Origin of the sequence: Chryseobacterium sp. AG363 (assembly GCF_003610675.1) — a bacterium.
Taxonomy (GTDB): Bacteria; Bacteroidota; Bacteroidia; order Flavobacteriales; family Weeksellaceae; genus Chryseobacterium; species Chryseobacterium cucumeris.
The window spans coordinates 2,730,841-2,751,069 of sequence record NZ_RAQF01000002.1; the positions used below are offsets into that span (position 1 = coordinate 2,730,841).

Below are 20,229 nucleotides of genomic sequence, written 5' to 3' on the forward strand. Positions count from 1 at the left end.
ATGTTATGAAAGTCTAAATCAGTTCTCTTCTTTAGAATCTTTTTTTATTTTTATTTTAGATGTATTGTTGTAATCAAAATCAGAAAGTTCATCAAGTTCATTCTGAATTTTCTGTTTCCAGTCCTGCAGCTTCTGAGTATTGAGGCCATAATTGGTTTCATTGTCTATCAGGGCCTGAGCTTTTGTATATTCAGCTGTCAGATTATTAAACATTTCATTGGCATAAGTAAAACCTTTCCACAGCGTATTTTTATGAATAAGAAGGTCCTTACGCATTTTTCGGGCATATACTTCGGCTAAATCAAAATTGACCTGCTGATATTCTATCATAGCCGGAATATTGCGAGAATCAGGATTTATTGATGAAGCACTGCTGGAAAATTTATTGATAATCTTTTTATTAAAATTATTACTTAGTGCATTAAATCCCCTTAACTGATAAGAAAAGTTGATTGCTGATCTGATTGAAATACGATCATCATGGGTAATCAATTTATAATCCTCTTTCTGTAATTTTCGTTCTTTACTCCATACAAATTCACCTGGTTGTAAATCTTGGGAAAAAAACATCAATGGGAAAAATAATAACAGTAACAGAATTTTTTTCATACCTACTTGTTTTCTATTTTCTTACTCTCTTTGGTTTTTTAGCTTCTTCTTTAGCTTTTTCGTCGTCAATTGCTTTCTGCGCTTTATCGAATAGCTCACTATCAGCTGTATATTGTATTTCTTCGTTATTTGGAGTATCTACAAGGATATCCTGCCATTTCCTGATTCTGTCTTTGGTATTCCAGTTAAAATCCGGGAATTTTCTTTTCGAAGGTTCTATCATACTCATAGGATAAGTATCGGAAGCAGCTCCAATACTGCATGAAATAATCTGAAGTGCTCTTTCTTCAAACAATGCTCCGATAATTCCGCAGGTTGATAATGTAATCCCTATTCTTTCCGGTTTTTTGGTTTCCTGATCAGTATCATCAACATACACGATAGACTGGGCATTTCCAACGACTCTTGCTTCTTTAATCGCATTTTTCTCATAGTATACCGTCATGAATTTTCCTTTCACCTGATTGAACTCATCTTTCAGGGTAAGTGAGTCAACTTTACTTATGGCAAAGGCATTTCCGATTACTTTTAAGGAGTCAATATCTTCTGTTTTAGTATTGAAATAAGCTTCTACTTTATCTCCGGTAACCTGCTTTTCACCGCTCCAAAGAATCGGATTGGTATACATATGCATGATTCCGTCTGTTTCATTGAAAGCAATGGAATCTGCTCTTCCCTGTGCATTGGATTTATATATACGGGCTTTTTTAAAAGCTCTCAGATAGCTTTTCTTCACTTTGATATCTACTGTATCCGGTCTTTGATAGGAGATAATTTTTTCTGCAGCGAAATAAATGGAGTCTTTTTCCATCACTTTTACAGCATACGGACTTTTAGTCATCATGGCAGAGTCTTTTTTCTCAAAAATTTCTCCGTAACCTCCTTTTATATATCTTTTTTCTATAGGATCATCAAGAGTTACATTTCCTATTGCCTTACCGAATCCTGAGATTTGATTATAGTACATATCATCACCGGTAAGAATTTTCTCATTATAATAGATTCTGGAGTTTTTGGTTAGAAAAGCCTCCTTGGAATCCATTTTATAAGTTCCTTTTTCGGTGTAGATTCTATTTCTTGGATTGGTTTTGCTGGTAATGGTTGTAGGACCTAGAAAATCAGCAATTTTTGTGTTCTGATTCTGTTTGATGTTGGGTCCTTCTATAGTATACTGCGGGGTTTCAATTTTTACATTCCCAGTAAGATCTACCACTCTTGTATTGAGAAAATAGGTTCCTACTTTGGCGTAGGTTACATTCTGCCCGTCAGAAATTGTCCCTCCTGTGTTAAAATAAGCCTGATTAGCCAGCCTGTCATAATACAGAATATCTGTTTTAATGGTTTGCTTCGGATCTGTTAAAACCACATTTTTTCTGGCAACACCTTTCTGGGTATTGGCATCATATTCCATTTCTCCTGCTGTGATCACAGAACCGTCGGTATTTTGAAGCCTTGTATTACCTATTGCTTTTACAAAGTTCTCTTCATTATACAGAACAACTTCATCTGCTGTAAGAATGGAGCCTTGGTGTTCTATCTGAACATTTCCGGTAAAGTATTGATTCCCGTCATATTTTTCAGGACTTTTCTTGATCTCGTCCGCATGGATGATCTTTACTTTATCTTCAGGTCTCACCTGCTTGGGCTGAGCCGGTGAAGGAGCCTGCAAATAAGGATCTCTCTTCACAGGGGTTTTATCCTGCGCAAAGTTGAGCGTAGAAATAAAGAGTAACAGAAAAAGGGCTATTCTCATTAATTAGTCATTCTTAGTGCCATAGAAATATAGCGAATGAGAATCAATTTTTACGCCAAATGCTTCTTCAATGGCTTCTTTGATTCCTTGAATTCTTGGGTCACAGAATTCAATAATTTCTTCAATTTCTTTATCAGAGTCTTTTTTGTAGATCACCAGGTGGTCATGCTGTTTGTCAAAATAAGACTTTTCATAAGACGAAGAAGTTAATGTCTTTTCTCCGAACTGATGCTTACGGATTAAACCTGCATCAAGGAAAATTTCAATCGTGTTGTAAATGGTTGCTTTGGAAACATGATATTTTTTCTGCATCATGAGAAGATACAGATCATCAACATTAAAGTGATGATCCATATTATAAATCTCTTCCAATATTGTATATCTTTCAGGTGTGTTTCTGAACCCTTTTTCTAATAAGTAGTTTCTCAAAACATCCTTGATCAAAGCTATATTCTTTTCTTTTTGTATTGTATCCATTAAAAAAATTATCTACAAATTTATTGAATTTTATTTAAATAGATAGTATGGTTAAATACGAGTGGCTACGAGTTGTGACGGAAATACCCGGACTGCTCGATCTTATTATCATAAACTGTTAATTCTGTGATCGGTGCAGATTCTACTTCAACGTTATGCGAAGAGACTCCCCAAGCCTTAAAGTCGTCACTTCCGATATACTTCACAAAATTGTAAATGTTAAGAGTAATCTTCTGTTTAACAGTTAAAAGGATATCGTTGATATAGGTGTTATCTATGATCACATATTTAAGATCCGGTGGTATATCATGAGCTCTTAAGGATGGGTGGCTGCTTCTTGAAGGAATGGTTCCGTCCGCCATTAGATCTTTAAGGACCATATTGAAATAATCGTTGATTCTTCGGTCTACTTTAAATCCTAAAAGGAAATTGATTTTATATACGGTTCCCGGAAGGATCTCGTCTACAGTATATCTGAAAGTATATGGATCTTCCTGGTTTACAATGCTCAGGATGAAGTAATGATCTGCTCTTTTCGGTTGTTTTTTGATGATGGAATAAATAATTTTAGATTCCACTTCATCATTTCTTTTAGCTCTGCTCAGATAAGCCAGATTGGTAGCATATTTCGGAATAGTTTCGTCCAGTTTCATGTCTTTAAGAATAGACACATATTTTTCTATTTTCACAAACTGGATAAATCTTGTTTTGATCAGTCTTCCGTTATACCATGCATACATAGAAATTCCGATAGAACCAGCCAAAACAACGGTGATCCATCCACCTTCCATGAATTTGATAATGTTGGCACTGAAGAAACCTAATTCGATTGCCATATAAACCATTGCGAAAACCAGAATCAAGACTTTGCTTACTCTGTGTTTCAGGAGCCAGAAGACCAACAGAACGGTTGTCATCAGCATGGTCACCGTAATGGAAAGTCCGTAAGCGGCTTCCATTTTTCCTGATTCTCTGAAGTGAAGCACAACAATGATACACAGGATAAGAAGTCCCCAGTTGATTCTTGGGATATACATCTGTCCTTTTACTCCGGAAGGATAATCAATTTTCTGATTAGGCCAAAGGTTAAGAGACATTGCTTCTGAAAATATGGTGAAAGAACCGGTAATCAACGCCTGACTGGCAATAATTGCTGCTGCTGTTGCTAAAATTACTCCTGGGATGATCATCCATTCTTCCATGATTCCAAAGAAAGGATTCACTACAGAAAATCCAGGTTTGTTATAATTGGTTAAAAGCCATGCTCCTTGTCCAAGATAATTCAGAATAAGCATAATCTTAACGAATGCCCAGCTTATTCTGATGTTTTTTGCGCCACAGTGTCCTAAATCAGAATACAATGCTTCTGCTCCGGTTGTACAAAGGAAAACAGCTCCTAAAATAACAATAGCACTTGGAGAGTTGGCAATAAGTTTATAAGCGTAATAAGGGTTGAAAGATCTTAAAATCTCAAAATTTTCACTCAAATGCATTACTCCCAGTCCTCCTAATACCAGGAACCAAACCACCATTACAGGACCAAAAAATTTTCCGATAAAACTGGTTCCAAACTGCTGCACCACAAAAATGGCAATCAGTATTCCAATGGTGATAGGCACAACAGGAGTATGTGGGTTATAAATTTCAAGACCTTCAATAGCTGACATTACCGTCAGTGATGGTGTAATGACTCCGTCTGCAATAAGGGCTGCAGCACCAATGATTGCAATGAGGTACAACCATCCTTTTTTAAGGTTTCTTACCAGTGAAAACAAAGCAAGGATACCCCCTTCACCTTTGTTATCTGCTCTCAAAGCAATGATCACATATTTTATCGTGGTCTGCAGGGTAAGGGTCCAGATAATACAGGAAAGAGCACCTTCTATGTATTCATTGAAAGGCATATTGCTCCCTTGGGATCTTGCATTCACAATTGCTTTCATTACGTAAAGCGGAGAGGTACCAATATCTCCAAAAACAATTCCTAGAGACACTAAAACTCCTATGAAGGAAAGTTTCTTTATGTCGAAGTGGTAGCCATCTTCTGTAACTTCTGCCATATCAGCTTAATTTATTTTAAAGGCGCAAATTTATACTAATTTTATGACGTCAAGAATTTTTCTTCATGAATATAATAAATGAAAAAACTTCCTTTCGGAAGTTTTTCTCTATAACTATTTTACGTACATCGCTTTTTTGATTTCCTCTTTTACTTTTTCAAGTTTAGGGAACCATTCTGCAAATAATGCAGCAGAGTAAGGTGCAGGAGCATCAGGAGTCGTAATTCTCTTGATAGGAGCATCTAAATAATCAAATGCTTTTTGCTGTACCATATAAGTGATTTCAGAAGAAATAGAAGCAAATGGCCAAGCTTCTTCTAAAATAACCAATCTGTTTGTTTTCTTAACGGAAGCTAAAACAGTATCAAAATCCAGAGGACGAACTGTTCTAAGATCGATAACTTCTACAGAGATTCCTTCTTTCGCCATATCTTCAGCAGCCTGTAAAGCCAGTTTCATGATCTTACCAAAAGAAACTAAAGTAACATCTGTACCTTCTCTCTTGATATCTGCTTTTCCTAACGGTAAGTAGTATTCTTCTTCAGGAATTTCCATTTTATCTCCATACATCTGCTCAGATTCCATGAAAATAACCGGATCATTATCCTGAATTGCAGTTTTCAACAACCCTTTCGCATCGTAAGGATTTGAAGGAACTACTACTTTAAGACCAGGAATGTTTGCAAACCAGTTTTCAAAAGCCTGAGAGTGAGTAGCACCTAATTGACCTGCAGAAGCTGTAGGACCACGGAAAACGATTGGACAATTCCATTGTCCACCACTCATCTGACGGATTTTTGCAGCATTATTGATAATCTGATCAATTCCTACCAATGAGAAATTGAATGTCATATACTCTACGATGGGTCTGTTACCATTCATCGCAGCACCCACAGCAATTCCTGTAAAACCAAGTTCTGCAATTGGGGTATCGATTACTCTTTTAGGACCAAACTCATCCAACATTCCTTTGGAAGCTTTATATGCACCATTGTATTCTGCTACTTCCTCCCCCATTAAAAAGATGGATTCGTCTTTACGCATTTCCTCGCTCATTGCCTGTGCAATTACCTCACGAAAAGTATATTCTGCCATATTTATTCGAAAAATTTAGACTACAAAAATAGTGTTTTTTTATTATACACATCATAAAAACGGTCTTCATTTCCATGAGAAGTCATAATATTAACTGTATTTAAAATTAATTTTCCTTCTTAAATGCGTCCTTCTTGTACCTTTTTTATGTTCCGAAGAATTTTCACAGAATTTTTATCCACAAAAAATGACATCCCATTTCTGAGATGTCATCTAAAATTCTATTTAAACTTATATTAATTAGCTTTCTCCCAAACCTGGGTTCTTCCTAGTAAAGATAATCCTAAGTACCCTCTTACGTTCAGTTTATCACCGCTTCTTGTAATGGTACATTTGTATGTTTTTCCTGTTTTAGGGTCTGTAATAGTTCCTCCGGTGAACTCATCACCGTCTTTTTTCAGTCCTCTGATAATCTCCAATCCTAAAATTGGTTTTCCTTTTCTGTCATCTTTACAAACTGTACAGTTTGGATCAGCAGGTTTTATCAACAACTGAGAAACTTTTCCATAGTATTTTCCGTCTGATTTTTTGAATACTTCAACAATAGATTTTGCCTGTTTTGTCTCATCATCTATCGTTTTCCACTTACCTTCTATCTGTGCAAATGTAAGTACACCACATAAAGAAAGTGCGAACGTTAACAATATTTTTTTCATATTTCTTATAGTTTTAATTTTATACAATATTCTTATCTACGTATTGATAAAAATATAAATTAATTTTCAACGAACAAAAATTTTTATTATACAAAGCATAAAGAGGTGAAGAAAAGTAAAATCAATGATTACTAAAACAATTAATTTGCCAATCAGTTTATTGACTATTTCGCCATTCTATTTTTTGTCTTCTGCCTAATACAGCTTCCTGTTAATCACCCTATCCATATAATCCTGATACCACGCCTTTGCCGTTTTCTTTCCTTGTTCTATTTCAGGATTTTTAACTTCATTCATGATATTTTTTTCAAGGCTCAGATCAGATTTATCATAGACTCCGATGATTTCTTTTCCATCAAAGCGGTAAATATAATTTCCGATCATGAACTGATCTGTACTTCCATCCGAGTTGACTACGATGAAAGGATATTTTTTATCACTTACCAAACTTCTCCCCCAGCTTCGGATAGGTTTGTTATACCCGATAAGATCTGCAAGTGTAGGATAAATATCTGCTTGTTGTGCGATTTCCTGGCTAACACCTTTTAGCTGATAGGCAGGATTCGGAGAATAGAATACCAACGGAACGGCATAGCGATTCATTGCTCTTTCATATTCCGGATAATAGACCTGATTGGTATGGTCTCCCGTGAAAACAAAAATGGTATTGTTGTACCAAGGTTGCTTTTTTGCCGTCTCAAAATATTGTTTGATCGCATAATCCGTATACTGCATCGGCTCATGGATTTCTATTTTTCCTTTTTTAAATTTCCCGTTATATTTTTCAGGGATTTTAAAAGGGTGATGGGATGATGCCGTAAATACAGTAGTCATAAAAGGTTGTTTCTTCCCTACATTCTTAGCGAAATACTGAAGGAAAGGCTCATCCCAGATCGCCCACATTCCGTCAAAATCTTCATCATGATTATATTCTGTTTTTCCGAAATAATGTTTAAATCCTAAGATATTTCCGAATCCAAGAAATCCCATAGAACCATTTGGGGCACCATGATAAAAAGAAGTATCATACCCAAGATCATTACATACAGAAACAATAGACTGAATTTTCTGATTGGAATAAGGAGATCCTGTAAACGCATCCGTCAGGCTCGGAATTCCGGCCAATACACTGCTCATCCCATGAATAGACTGTCTTCCGTTTGCAAAAGTATTCGGGAAAATAAGGCTTTGGGTAGCCAGACTATCCATAAACGGAGTGTAAGAAACGTAATCTTTGATCTTTTTATCTTTATTGAAAGCTCCTGAATATTCTCTCCCGAAAGATTCTACAATAAAAATAACAATATTGGGACGATTCTCCACTTTTCTGTCATATACTTTATAAGGCTGTACATAGTCTTCAATATATTTTTCATCTACAAAATGAACTTCCTTAAAATTATTGGTATTTAAAGTCCTGAAAAAGGAGAATGTACTATTCAGTACAATGTTTCCCTGAAGCGGATTTGTTACAAAACGAGTAGCATCCACCATATTAATAGGTCTCGTGCTATGCTTAAAATCTCCTCTGATTCCTCCCACAACCAGCACCGCTGTTATACACAAAGTAAGAATAGATGTAATAAAGTAAGGAAGTAGTTTCGCAGGTTTTGTATCTTCTACTTTCACCTTTTTGTATAGAAAAACCCATAAGATCATCAACACGACGTACCAAATCAATACAAAAGGATGTTCTCCCACAGAGATCATCAGTGTTTTAGATACATTGGATTCATGTTCAGCCACCTGAAATACAGCCGAAGTAAGCCTTGCCTGAGCGAATTTATAGTAAATAAAATCCCCAAAATTCATGGCATAAGCAATACCGTTGGTGATGAAATACAGCCAGAATAGGACTTTCTGAAAGATTTTCTTGGTATTAATAACCAGCGGCAATAAACTCAGGAGTATAAATAATGCGTTGACATACAAAATAGCTGTGGTATCGAAAGCCGTACCATGGAAAGCCAGCTTTATGTAATCAGAAACCGAGTCAACTTTAATCAGATCTTTATTAAAATACCAGAATAAAAGTCTGGCAATCTGATAAAAAACATAGGCTAAAAAAATCCTGTAAACCAATGCCAGAACTTCCTGTTTTCTAAATCCTTTTAAAAATTTCATGGAGCAAATTTACATCAAAATCACTTTAATGCATTTTTTAGTTCATATTATTTTGAGTTAGAATTTTTAAAAACTGTAATTTTGTGCTTATGGATTTTATAAAGAATAATCTGGCCAATGCCTTAACTCTGGCTAACTTATTTGCAGGCTGTGTAGGTGCAATACATTTAATTTTAGGAGATTATCAGACAACGGCAATCTGTCTTATTCTCTCTTCTATCTTCGATTTTTTCGATGGCTTTGTGGCCAGAGCTTTAAAATCAAACTCTAATCTTGGTCTTCAGTTGGATTCTCTTGCTGATATGGTAAGCTTTGGTGTAATCCCGGGACTGACGATGTACAAAGCCCTTGAGCCTTTTGGAGCTGAGCTTCTTGGAATTCATTTTCCATTTGAGATCAAATATCTGGGATTAATTGTCACTGTATTTTCCTGCCTGAGACTTGCCATCTTTAACCTTGATGAAGAACAACGCTATTATTTCAAAGGATTGAATACGCCTACCAACACCGTTTTACTGTTTGGTCTTTATTATGCCTTTAAAGAAACCGGAACTTTCAGCTTTTTGTTTGATAATGAATTGTTATTGGTTCTGCTGACTCTTCTCACTTCATGGCTTCTGATCAGCCCGATCAAAATGATGGCGATGAAATTCAAATCAAAACAATTAAAAGATAATTACCCTAAAGTTGTATTACTGGTGGGAGGAATTACTATTCTTGCGATATTCCAGGTTATTGGAATTCCAATGCTTGTTATTTATTATATATTGGTGTCTCTTATTTTTCAGGCACAATTAAAATAAACTCATTTAAATAAAACACGTTTCAATTTATTAATAGTCAACATGAATTTAAAACTCCATAAACCACTTTGTATTTTTGACCTGGAAACCACAGGAACCAACATAGGAAAAGACAGAATTGTTGAAATCTGTATTTTAAAAGTAAATCCGGACGCCTCCAGAGAAAGCAAAACATGGCGTGTAAACCCGGAAATGCTTATTCCTAAAGAAAGCAGTGAGATCCACGGTATTTATGATGAAGATGTAAAAGACGCGCCTACTTTCAGAGACATTGCATCTAAAGTAATGGAAATGATTACCGGCAGTGATTTGGGAGGATTTAATTCTAACAGATTTGATGTTCCCCTTTTGGCTGAAGAACTTTTAAGAGTAGGAATGGATTTTGATCTGAGTAAATTCAGACTGGTAGATGCACAGACTATTTTCCACAAAAAAGAGCCTAGAAACTTAAGTGCTGCTTACCAGTTCTACTGTGGAAAAACATTGGAAAATGCACACTCTGCAGAAGCTGATGTATGGGCAACATTTGAAGTTCTGGATGCCCAGGTTGGAAAATATGATGATATCCCGAATGAAATAGCACCGTTAAGTGAATTCACATTCCATAATAAGAATGCAGATCTTGCAGGATTTATCGGATATAATGAAAAAATGGAAGAGGTTTTCAACTTTGGAAAATATAAAGGACAGGGCGTGAAAGCGGTATTCCAAAAAGACTTAGGATATTTCGGATGGCTTCAGAATGCTGACTTTCCATTATATACTAAGAAGGTTTTTACAAAAATTCAATTATCAAGTAGATTTTAAATATGTCTGACCTGGTTCGTTTTAAATTTTATGAAACTGCCCTTGAAGCTAACAGGGACAAGCAGATACTGGCTGAAAACGGCATCAACAGTTTCATTGCGAATGAGCAGCTGATCCAGTCGGATTGGCTTCTGTCACAGGCGGTAGGAGGAATACAGCTTCAGGTGTTTGAAGAAGATGTGGAAAAAGCACAGCAGATCCTGCAAGACTATAAAGACAACGAGCAATATTCGCTGGAAGTAGAACATACCATTGAAGATCCTGAGTTTGATTTTGTATGCCCGAAATGTGGTTCAAACCACATCTACAGGGATGACAGTGCTACCAGTTTCTTTGGTATTTCTTTCCTGACGAGTCACAAATTCAAATGTTTTTATTGCGGGAATGAGTTTACGCATTAAGGTTTAATATGGTCAAAAAATTTGGAAAGATTTTTCTCGTTGTTATTCTTGGCTTTCTTGTTTTCATAATAGGAAAATTCATATTGGTATGGAACAGCGTAGAAGTTGATCATAGTTTAAGCCAGAAACCTCTTTTTAAATCTTTTGATCAGCAAAAGCAAACAAGTATTTGGGGTTCAGAGAGTGAAGATATTAAAACCAATGATTTTAAGACAAAATCAGACAGTATAAGTCCAGCATATTATAGCTGTTCTATTACTGAAAATCCAATGCTAAATGTTACATTTTCTGTTGGAGATGGTTTCAGCGGTGGTGGTTTTCAGATAGATATTTTTCAAAGCAGATATAAAATCTCTCCCTATTCATATACTGACAATGTAAAACTCTTTGATTTTTTGGACACAGGAGAATATTATAAAGTTTTGGACAGTAAACTTATTCTGGATAAAGAATCTTATCAAAAAGGAGATAGCATCTTCGGATATACTGAACTCAAAGTTCAAAGAAGATATGGTCCTGAAAAATATATAGAAGAAGGTAAAGGATATTTTAAAGGTAAAGTAAATTAATTAAGTTATGAAAATAATCTGCATAGGAAGAAATTACAGTGAGCATGCAAAAGAATTAGGAAATGAAATTCCTGAGAATCCTGTTATCTTCATGAAACCGGATACAGCCGTTTTAAAGGGAAATGATTTTTACATTCCTGAATTCTCCAATGATATTCACTACGAACTTGAAGTGGTACTAAAAATTTCAAAAGGAGGAAAATATATTCAGAAAGAAACAGCGCATAAGCATTATGAAGAAATTGGCCTGGGAATAGATTTTACGGCAAGAGATCTTCAGAGTGAACTGAAATCAAAAGGTCTTCCGTGGGAGCTTGCCAAAGGTTTTGACGGTTCGGCTGTGGTAAGCAGTTTTTTCAAAAAAGAGAGCTTCAGCCTTGAGAACCTTCAGTTTTCGTTATTAAAGAATAAAGAGAAGGTACAGGATGGCAATACAAAAGATATGATGTTCAACTTTGATGATATTATAGCTTTTGCATCTCAGTATTTTACATTAAGAGTAGGTGACCTTATTTTCACAGGAACTCCAAAAGGAGTTGGAAAAGTAGATGAAAATGATATTCTGGAAGCTTACCTTGAAGAGGAAAAAATCCTTGATATCCGAATATTATAAGTATTTAACATCAAAGTCTGACAAATTTTTCCTATCTTTAGGTAACAAAATTAGAGGTTATGATAAATATTGTATTACCCGTAGATTTTGGGGACAAGACAGACCAATTGGTAGACGGTGCCATAAAATTTGCAAAACAGCTTAACGGCAGAATTTACCTGATCCACGTAGCGCCATCAGATATCGGCTTTGCCATTGGTGATATGGGATTTCAATATTTTCCTGAAGTGGAAGCCAATGAAATCAGAGAAGAGCTGGTGCAGCTTAATAAAATTGAGCAAAGAATCATCAGTCATGATATCGATTGTGAGCACCTTTTAAAACAGGGACTTGCCAAAGATATTATTCTGGAACATGCAAAGGCAAAAAATGCAGATTATATTGTGATGGGATCACATGGCAGAAGCGGAATCTATGATGTATTCGTGGGAAGCTTAACAAAAGGGATTACAAAAAGTTCAAGTATTCCTGTGCTGGTACTTCCTATTCACGACTAAGCAAAAGAAATTTTAATCGTTAGTAATAAAAAAACCGATCAAATCATAATGTTTGATCGGTTTTTTACTATATAACCAATTAATTAACCTTCTTTTTTGTAGATATTCGGATCGTAGTAAGGGTGCTTACCTTCCGTTGGAGAATAATAGTCTTTATCTTTATCGCCACCTAGTGTAACCACCAGTACATAGCACCAATAAGTGAATAGTACACAGCAAACTATAAATAGAATCCAGTTTAAAACATTACCGAAAGCATCAAAGAAACCGAAAGACCATTTGAAAACTTTGCTTAAGAATAGAAAGAAAGACGTCATTATTTTCCTTTTTTAAATTAACTTTGTACAAATTTATAAAAAATGTTTAAATTACTTTCAAAAGAAAGCAATATTTTTTCAATTCCTGTTTATATTGGTTTTCTTCTTTTAGTAGTCATAATATTTAACATACTGAATTTCAATACTTACGAAGCCATAGTTGCCGGAATAACTTTTCTGGGAATTGCTTTGGGATATTTTTGTTTTCACAGTGTTGCCCTTAATTATCAGACCCATCTGCCCTTATTTTTATACACCTTTTTTATTTTCGGGCTGTATCCCGGAAATCTGGATATAGGAATTGCGGTTTCTCTGCTTACCAATTCCTTTCTTATCCTGCTACTGACGAGTGCAGATGAAGATATCAGGAAGAAGTCTTATGTATTGGTGGGATCTATTGTAGCTCTGAACTTTATTTTTCTCCCTACAACATGGCCGATGGCTGTTTTTGTTATCATCCACGTGATTGCAACTTCTGCCAAAATCACCCTGAACCTTTTCAGGTTTCTATTGGGAATTGTTTTGATTACATTCAGCTATTTTTCTGTCATGTATTTTGTTCAGTTCACATCATGGAATATTGATTATTTTCCGTTTGGAAGAATGAAACCGGTAACAGATTACACAGAACTTCTGCCATTGATACCTGTGGTTCTGATGCTTATTTATGCGGTATATGACCATTTTAAAAATTATAACAAGAAAAGTCCGATAAGCAGGTATAAATACACTTTCCTATTGGTTTTTTCTGTGGCACAGCTTGTTTCCATCATTTTATACATGAATAAAAGCTATGAATATCTGCTTCTTCTGGCATTTCCCTCAAGTATTATTCTGAGCAGAATGATGAGATTTTTGCCTAAATACTGGATGCGTGAAGCCAGTGTATGGGTTATTATTATTAGTTTACTGACCTTTAAAGCAGGTACAGTTTTTGATTTATTTTAGAAAATTATGATTCAGATAGACGATAAATTGATTTCAGAGGAAATTTTTTCCGAAGAATTTGTTTGCAACCTTACAAAATGTAAAGGTGCATGTTGTGTGGAAGGAGATGTGGGAGCTCCGTTGGATAAAAACGAGCTTGAGATATTGGACAGTATTTTTGACAAAATAAAACCTTACCTTACTCAGGAAGGAATTAAAGCCCTTGAAGAACAGGGAACATGGACTACTGATCCGCACGACGGGATGTATGTTACTCCAATGGTGGAGAACCGCGAATGTGCTTATGTAACGTTCGATGAAAAAGGAATTACGAAATGTGGTATTGAAAAAGCGTACGAAGATGGTGCCGTGGACTGGCAGAAACCTATCTCCTGCCACCTTTACCCAATCCGTGTTACGGAATATTCGGCATTTACCGCATTGAATTATCACGAGTGGAATGTATGCAGTGATGCCTGTACCCTTGGAAAAGAGCTTCAGGTGCCTGTTTATAAGTTTTTAAAAACTCCACTGACGAGAAAGTATGGTGAAGAATTTTATACCGTTCTGAGCGAAGCTGCTGAAGAATGGAAAAAAGAATATGGTTCTTAACCGATATGTATTTGAATGAAATAATAAAAACCGCAGAGAGACCTGCGGTTTTCTTATTTATTAAAGCTTAAAAAAATAGGTTACTTGGAGGTTCCTGCTTTTTTAACTTCCCCTTTTCTAGCCTTTTCCCAACCATCTTCCGGCATTAACGTTGCTACATTTTTTTCTTTCGTAAAGTATTTTCTGGCAACATCCTGAAGATCTTTTACTGTAAGTGCTTTTACTTTATCCTGATAATTTAAGATATCATATTTGTCACTTCCGTCTAATTGATTCTGGGCGATACCCTGCAGCCAGAATCCATTGTCTTTAAGAATTGTTTTATATTCGTTGTATTCTCCTTCTTTGTATTTATCAAGATCCTTTTGCTCTGGTCCTTTATCTATCAATTTTTGTAATTCTGCCATGGCACTTTTGGTAAGCTTTTCTACATTTTCAGGGCCACAGGGGAAATTAACACTAAAATCATACGCACTGTATGGTATTTTACTGAAGCTTCCACTTGCACCTCCTCCATAAATACCACTTTCATCTTCTCTTAGTTTTTCAAGAACTTTAATGGTAGCTACTTCTCCAAGAGCCGAAAGTGCCATCGCTTCTTTCTCATTGTAAGGAGCTTCTCCACTGTAAGAAATTGTTACAAGGCTCTTCGGTTCTTTTCCTTTTTTATAAACCTTAGTATATTCTCCTTTCACCGGTCTGTAGCCTGTATCTTTAAATGTAGATGATTTTCCAGTTGCAGGAAGTGAAGCAATATACTGCAGGACTTCATTTTTAAGCTGTACTTCATCTATATTTCCTACAAAATAGAAATGGAAATTACCTGCATTAGCAAATTTTTGTTTGTAGATATCGTAAGCTTTCTTATAATCTGTATTTGCCCAATCTTTTTCCGTAGGTTCGAGGCCGGTGAACCTTGGGTTTTTCTGATTGATAAATTTGGAATATTCATTAGAAAAATAATATCCCGGATCCGAATCTACATTCGCCAGCATTGCAGATTTTTTTGTTTTGTAGGCGTTGAATGATTCGGGGTTATAGTTTAAATCTGTAAAACAAGCATAGATTAACTCCATCGCGGTCTTCAGATCCTTTTTCGAGCTTGTTCCGGAAACACCTTCTGTAAGGCCACCCACATAAGCGCTTGCACTCACCTGTTTTCCTGCGAGATAGTGTGCAAGATCTGTTTTGGAAAGCCCGGCTAGTCCAGCTTCCAGCAAAGCATCAAATGCGTATTTTGTTTTATTGTAATCAGTATCGGGAATGACAGACACTCCACCCAGGCTTATTGCTGCAAAAACAATTTCATCATCTTTAAAATCTGTTTTCTTGAAAGTGACCTTAGCACCGTTGCTCAAAGTCCATGTGGTAGTTCCTAATTTAGCGTCTACTTGTGTTTTAGTAATTTTTCCTTCAGATTTAAAAGGCTTTATTAAACTTCCGGTTTTCGTTTTTTCTTCATAAGGTTTAAGATCAGCCATTTTTACGGCATCAAATGTTTTCAGAACCATCGCTTCTGTTGGCATTGTAATATTATCCTTTTTTGGACCAGTGATAACAACGACCCTGCTGTCATCTTTTACCAGCTTTTTGATAATTCTATTGGTCTGTTCCAGTGCTATGGTCGGAAGGATTTCTTTAATATGTTCATATCCCCAGGTAATTCCAGGTATTGGCTCCTGTCTCAGGAAATTGTTCACATAACCATCGATAAGCTCTCCGCTTTGGTTTTTATCTTTGTTGTTGTAAGCCCATTCATAAGAAGAAAGCATCTGATCTTTTGCTCTGTCCAGCTCAGATTGGGTAAATCCAAATCTTTTGGCTCTTTCCACTTCTTCCAAAAGAACTTTTAGCCCATTCAGCTGATCACCGTCTTTTGTAGCAGCTGATCCCTGGAATGCTTCTTTATTTCTTGCAAAAGTTCCTCCGTGATAAACAGAACCATAAGTAAAAGGTGGATTTACAGAGTTAACCAGCTCTGCCAATCTGCTGTTGAGCATCATATTCACAAGGCTTTCTGCAACACTGTGATCATACTGCTGAACTGTTATATCCGGTTGGTACACTTCGGAATCTTTGATGATGAATTGCACTCCTGAACCTGTTGCATCAGGATCTGTTTCAATAGCTACCAGTGCTTCTTGATGGTTCGGAAGATCAAAAGATTTTCTTTCTCTTGGTTTTGAAGGATTTTTATATTGACTGAAGTTATTCTTAATCTTTTTCTCTATTTCATCTACATTGATATCTCCAACAACAACAATTGCCATCAGATTCGGTCTGTACCAGTCCTGGTGGAATTTTCGGATAAGATCGGGTTTGAAGTTTTCCAGTACTTCTTTTTTACCGATTGGTAGTCTTTCTGCATACTGAGATTTATATAAAAGCTTAGGAAGATATTTATCCATCATTCTCTTATCAGGTCCAAGACCTAACCTTAGTTCTTCCAATACGACTCCTCTTTCTTTATTGATCTGCTCATCGGAAAGTGTTGCGTTAAATGCCCAGTCTTCCATTACTTTCAGTCCGGCATCCAGATTTCCTGGTTTATCTAATGGCACAGGAAGCATGTAAACCGTTTCGTCAAAACTTGTATAGGCATTAAGGTGCTGCCCGAATTTCACTCCGATCGACTGTAGAAAGTCTACTAATTTATTATCCGGAAAATTTTTGGTTCCATTGAAGTTCATGTGCTCCATAAAGTGAGCCAACCCTCTTTGATTCTCATCTTCAAGGATAGATCCTGCATTGATTGCCAGACGGAATTCTACTTTTTTCTCAGGTAAAACATTTTTTTTGATGTAATACTTCATCCCGTTGGAAAGAGTACCGATTCTTAGGGACGGATCCACAGGGATGTTTTGTCCACAGACATTTAGAGACATCAGGAAGATGGCTGAAAACGAAGATAATATTTTTTTCATCTACATTATTTTTGACCCTCAAAAATATCGATTCTCTATGCAATCAGCCTTTTACCACAGGGTTAAATTGAAGTTAAAAAAATTAAATATTACAAAATGAAAATAAATTGTTTCTTTTATATTGCTTAAAATGATTTTTAATTAAAAACATTCACAAATTAATTAAAATAGACTAATTAAAAATAATATCATTTTCTTCATCTACTCATAAATCATGGTTAATCTACTATTATATTGTCCTTTTTCAAACAAAAAAACCGTTGTAATGTACAACGGTTCTCTTATTTTAATTAAAAATATTAATTAGCAGCGCCTGCTTTTACAGTTACAGTTTCTGCTTTTTTAGGTTCTTCTTTTTTGGCTTTTTCCCAACCATCTTCCGGCATTAGCGTTGCTACAATTCTCCCTTTTGTAAGATACTTTTTAGCTACATTCTGAAGATCTTTTACCGTAAGTGCTTTTACTTTATCCTGATAATTTAAGATATCATACTTGTCACTTCCGTCTAGCTGGTTCTTAGCAATGGCATTCATCCAGAACATATTATCTTTCAGTTCTGTTTTGTTGTCATTATATTCACCTTCTTTGTATTTATCAAGGTCTTTTTGTTCAGGGCCATTATCTATAAGCTTCTGAAGCTCTGCAATAGCACTTTTAGTCAGCTTCTCTGCATTTTCAGGACCACAAGGGAAATTAATACCGAAACTATACGTTCCGTACGGTATTTTATTCATTCCTCCTCGTGCGCCACCTCCATAGATACCACTTTCATCTTCTCTTAGCTTTTCGATAACTTTAATAGTAGCCACTTCTCCAAGCGCTGATAATGCTAAAGCTTCTTTTTCATTGTAAGGAGCCTCTCCGCTGTAAGAGATAGACACCATACTCTTAGGGTCTTTTCCTTTTTTATACACTTTGTTGTAATCACCGGTTATCGTTCTGTACCCCGTATCTTTATACATTGTTGTTTTTCCTGACGATGGCAGACTTGCAATATATTGCAGAACTTCATCTTTAAATTTGGCTTCGTCTATGTTTCCTACAAAATAGAACTGGAAGTTTCCGGCATTGGCAAATTTATCTTTATAAATATCGTAAGCTTTTTTATAGTCTGTATTGGCCCAGTCTTTCTCCATTGGGAATACCCCGATAAATCTAGGGTTCTTCTGGTTCATGAATTTTGCATGCTCATTAGAGAAATAAGCCTGAGGATTAGACAACAGGTTATTCAACATTGCAGATTGCTTTTCTTTATAAGCATTAAAGGAAGCAGGATTATAATTTAAGCTTGTAAAATAAGCATACATAAGCTCCATAGCAGTTCCTAAATCCTTTTGTGTGGTTCTTCCGGAAACACCTTCAAAAAGAGAAGTTACCATAGGATTTACGTTCACCTGTTTACCGGCAAGATAATTGGTAAGGTCTGCTTTAGAGAATCCTCCTACTCCAGCTTCTGTTAATGCTGCGAAGGCAAACTGGGTTTTATTGTAATCAGCATCTGGGATAAGAGAACTTCCTCCTAAGCTTCTTGCTGTAAATACGATTTCATCGTCTTTAAAATCTGTTTTTTTGAAAGTAACTTTCGCTCCGTTGCTTAAAGTCCACGTTGTTGTTCCCAACTTGGCATCTGTTTCCGTTTTAGCAATTTTTCCTTCAGATTTGAAAGGCTTCACCAGGTTCTTGATGGTTGCTTTTTCTTCATAAGGCTTAAGATCTGCCATTTTCACAGCATCAAATGTATTCAGTACCATTGCTTCTGTAGGCATGGTTACATTATCTTTTTTAGGTCCTGTAACAATAATTACCCTGCTGTCATCTTTCACCATTTTCTTGATGATTTCATTGGTTTGTGCAAGCGTAACGGATGGTAAGAAAGCTTTCGTATCTTCATATTCCCAAGCAATTCCAGGAATTGGTTCCTGCTCCAGGAAGTTTCTTACATACTCGTCTATCAGAATCTCACTTTCTGTTTTGTCTTTGTTGTTATAAGATCTTTCAATATTGGAAAGCACCTGAGATTTTGCTCTGTCCAGCTCAGATTGTGTAAATCCAAATCTTTTTGCTCTTTCAACCTCTTCCAATAAAACTTTCAACGCATTCAGCTGATTTCCCTCTTTCACCATAGCAAATCCCTGGAACGCTTCTTTGCTTCTTGCATAAGTTCCTCCGTGGTATACTGATCCGAAAGTGAAAGGTGGGTTTGTAGAGTTAATCAGCTCTCTCAATCTGTTATTTAACATTGTCGTTGAAAGATTTTCTACAAGACTTTGGTTGTACTGTTCTACCGTTACATCAGGTTTATAGGCATCAGCATCTTTCATGATAAACTGTACCATAGAATTGGTAGCATCAGGATCTGTTTCAATAGCTACCAGAGTTTCTTTATGATTCGGAAGATCAAAAGATTTTCTTTCTCTTGGTTTTGAAGGGTTTTTATATTTGCTGAAGTTATCCTTGATCTTCTTTTCAATTTCGTCCACATTGATGTCTCCTACCACAATGATTGCCATCAGATCCGGTCTGTACCAGTCCTGGTGGAATTTTCGGATAACATCTGGTTTGAAGTTTTCCAAAACTTCTTTTTTACCAATTGGCAGTCTGTCTGCATACTGAGATTTATATAAAAGTTTTGGAAGGTATTTATCCATCATCCTTTTATCAGCTCCAAGACCCAGTCTCAGCTCTTCCAACACCACTCCTCTTTCTTTATTGATCTGCTCATCGGAAAGTGTTGCGTTAAATGCCCAGTCTTCCATCACTTTCAGTCCGGCATCCAGATTTCCTGGTTTATCTAATGGCACAGGAAGCATGTAAACCGTTTCGTCAAAACTTGTATAGGCATTAAGGTGTTGCCCGAATTTCACTCCGATCGACTGTAGAAAGTCTACTAATTTATTATCCGGAAAATTTTTGGTTCCATTGAAGTTCATGTGCTCCATAAAGTGAGCCAACCCTCTTTGATTCTCATCTTCAAGGATAGATCCG

Annotated in this window: 18 protein-coding genes; 8 read left to right on the forward strand and 10 right to left on the reverse strand. The window is 36.0% G+C overall.

Annotated elements, in window-relative coordinates; translation table 11 throughout:
- Positions 1-18: 18 nt before the first annotated feature.
- From DEU39_RS12415 to DEU39_RS12445, 7 genes are all read right to left on the reverse strand, one after another.
- A complete protein-coding gene (locus DEU39_RS12415) occupies positions 19-609 on the reverse strand; it encodes a hypothetical protein (protein ID WP_131797507.1) in 591 nt (196 codons plus the stop codon).
- 13 nt (positions 610-622) lie between these two features.
- Positions 623-2,362 (reverse strand): OstA-like protein, encoded by a 1,740-nt coding sequence (locus tag DEU39_RS12420; protein ID WP_120232118.1) that lies wholly within the window; start codon positions 2,360-2,362, stop codon positions 623-625.
- 3 nt (positions 2,363-2,365) lie between these two features.
- A complete protein-coding gene (locus DEU39_RS12425) occupies positions 2,366-2,839 on the reverse strand; it encodes a Fur family transcriptional regulator (protein WP_002976876.1) in 474 nt (157 codons plus the stop codon).
- Positions 2,840-2,904: 65 nt separating this feature from the next.
- Positions 2,905-4,899 (reverse strand): KUP/HAK/KT family potassium transporter, encoded by a 1,995-nt coding sequence (locus DEU39_RS12430; protein ID WP_062673845.1) that lies wholly within the window; start codon positions 4,897-4,899, stop codon positions 2,905-2,907.
- Between the two features lie 114 nt (positions 4,900-5,013).
- Complete coding sequence (locus DEU39_RS12435; RefSeq protein ID WP_034696867.1) at positions 5,014-5,994, reverse strand: pyruvate dehydrogenase complex E1 component subunit beta; 981 nt, start codon at positions 5,992-5,994, stop codon at positions 5,014-5,016.
- Between the two features lie 236 nt (positions 5,995-6,230).
- Positions 6,231-6,650: a DUF2147 domain-containing protein gene (locus DEU39_RS12440; protein ID WP_062673843.1), complete on the reverse strand. Its 420-nt coding sequence runs from the start codon at positions 6,648-6,650 to the stop codon at positions 6,231-6,233.
- 195 nt (positions 6,651-6,845) lie between these two features.
- Positions 6,846-8,774, reverse strand: a complete 1,929-nt coding sequence (locus tag DEU39_RS12445; RefSeq protein WP_120232119.1) for an LTA synthase family protein — start codon at positions 8,772-8,774, stop codon at positions 6,846-6,848.
- 89 nt (positions 8,775-8,863) lie between these two features.
- Here DEU39_RS12445 and DEU39_RS12450 point away from each other — a divergent pair, with 89 nt between their 5' ends.
- From DEU39_RS12450 to DEU39_RS12475, 6 genes are read left to right on the forward strand one after another with little or no spacing between them, the layout of a single operon-like run.
- Positions 8,864-9,577: a CDP-alcohol phosphatidyltransferase family protein gene (locus DEU39_RS12450; RefSeq protein WP_120232120.1), complete on the forward strand. Its 714-nt coding sequence runs from the start codon at positions 8,864-8,866 to the stop codon at positions 9,575-9,577.
- Positions 9,578-9,619: 42 nt separating this feature from the next.
- Positions 9,620-10,384 (forward strand): 3'-5' exonuclease, encoded by a 765-nt coding sequence (locus DEU39_RS12455; RefSeq protein WP_062673838.1) that lies wholly within the window; start codon positions 9,620-9,622, stop codon positions 10,382-10,384.
- Between the two features lie 2 nt (positions 10,385-10,386).
- A complete protein-coding gene (locus DEU39_RS12460; RefSeq protein WP_120232121.1) occupies positions 10,387-10,785 on the forward strand; it encodes a DUF2007 domain-containing protein in 399 nt (132 codons plus the stop codon).
- An 8-nt stretch (positions 10,786-10,793) separates the two neighbouring features.
- Positions 10,794-11,354 (forward strand): hypothetical protein, encoded by a 561-nt coding sequence (locus DEU39_RS12465; RefSeq protein WP_062673834.1) that lies wholly within the window; start codon positions 10,794-10,796, stop codon positions 11,352-11,354.
- A gap of 7 nt (positions 11,355-11,361) precedes the next feature.
- The gene (locus DEU39_RS12470; RefSeq protein ID WP_120232122.1) at positions 11,362-11,967 is read left to right on the forward strand and encodes a fumarylacetoacetate hydrolase family protein; all 606 of its coding nucleotides are present in this window, start codon (positions 11,362-11,364) and stop codon (positions 11,965-11,967) included.
- Positions 11,968-12,026: 59 nt separating this feature from the next.
- A complete protein-coding gene (locus DEU39_RS12475; protein WP_062673831.1) occupies positions 12,027-12,464 on the forward strand; it encodes a universal stress protein in 438 nt (145 codons plus the stop codon).
- A gap of 83 nt (positions 12,465-12,547) precedes the next feature.
- Here the strand turns inward: DEU39_RS12475 and DEU39_RS12480 are convergent, their stop codons facing one another.
- Positions 12,548-12,781 (reverse strand): DUF6341 family protein, encoded by a 234-nt coding sequence (locus DEU39_RS12480; RefSeq protein ID WP_002976854.1) that lies wholly within the window; start codon positions 12,779-12,781, stop codon positions 12,548-12,550.
- A gap of 42 nt (positions 12,782-12,823) precedes the next feature.
- On the opposite strand from DEU39_RS12480, the gene DEU39_RS12485 reads away from it, so the two are divergent.
- Together DEU39_RS12485 and DEU39_RS12490 are read left to right on the forward strand one after the other, a co-directional pair.
- Positions 12,824-13,729: a DUF6427 family protein gene (locus tag DEU39_RS12485; protein ID WP_062673830.1), complete on the forward strand. Its 906-nt coding sequence runs from the start codon at positions 12,824-12,826 to the stop codon at positions 13,727-13,729.
- 6 nt (positions 13,730-13,735) lie between these two features.
- Positions 13,736-14,320 carry a DUF3109 family protein gene (locus DEU39_RS12490; protein WP_034696856.1) on the forward strand — a complete coding sequence of 195 codons (585 nt, stop codon included), beginning with the start codon at positions 13,736-13,738 and terminating at the stop codon, positions 14,318-14,320.
- Between the two features lie 80 nt (positions 14,321-14,400).
- Here the strand turns inward: DEU39_RS12490 and DEU39_RS12495 are convergent, their stop codons facing one another.
- On the reverse strand, positions 14,401-17,244 hold the full coding sequence (locus DEU39_RS12495) for a M16 family metallopeptidase (RefSeq protein ID WP_120232123.1): 2,844 nt from the start codon (positions 17,242-17,244) through the stop codon (positions 14,401-14,403).
- Between the two features lie 299 nt (positions 17,245-17,543).
- A partial coding sequence (locus DEU39_RS12500; protein ID WP_147367590.1) for a M16 family metallopeptidase occupies positions 17,544-20,229 on the reverse strand: 2,686 nt, incomplete at its 5' end.